Here is a 250-nt window from a genome sequence, read left to right on the forward strand (position 1 = left end):
CGTTTATACGGATAAATATCTAGATTATTTAGGATGGATGCCCACACCATCTATGCGAAAACACATACTCTAGTAAAGACAAATGAGTCAATTTCATTTTTGAAGGGAGTAATAATTCATGGGTTGTGGAAAAGATTTTGAAACAGGAAACTGTGTTTGCGATATTCTTAGTGAAATAGTTGAGGCACAGAATGACGTCATTGAAAATTGTTGTGACACGAGTTGCGAACAGTCAATCACGGACTTACTG

At 36.4% G+C, this 250-nt stretch carries 1 protein-coding gene; it reads left to right on the plus strand.

The annotated features are described in order from the left end of the window. Positions 1–118 precede the first annotated feature (118 nt). On the plus strand, positions 119–250 hold a 132-nt coding region (locus RG959_RS24635), incomplete at its 3' end, for a CotY/CotZ family spore coat protein (protein ID WP_342799351.1).

The organism is Domibacillus sp. 8LH, assembly GCF_038806185.1.
Taxonomy (GTDB): Bacteria; Bacillota; Bacilli; order Bacillales; family Domibacillaceae; genus Domibacillus; species Domibacillus indicus_A.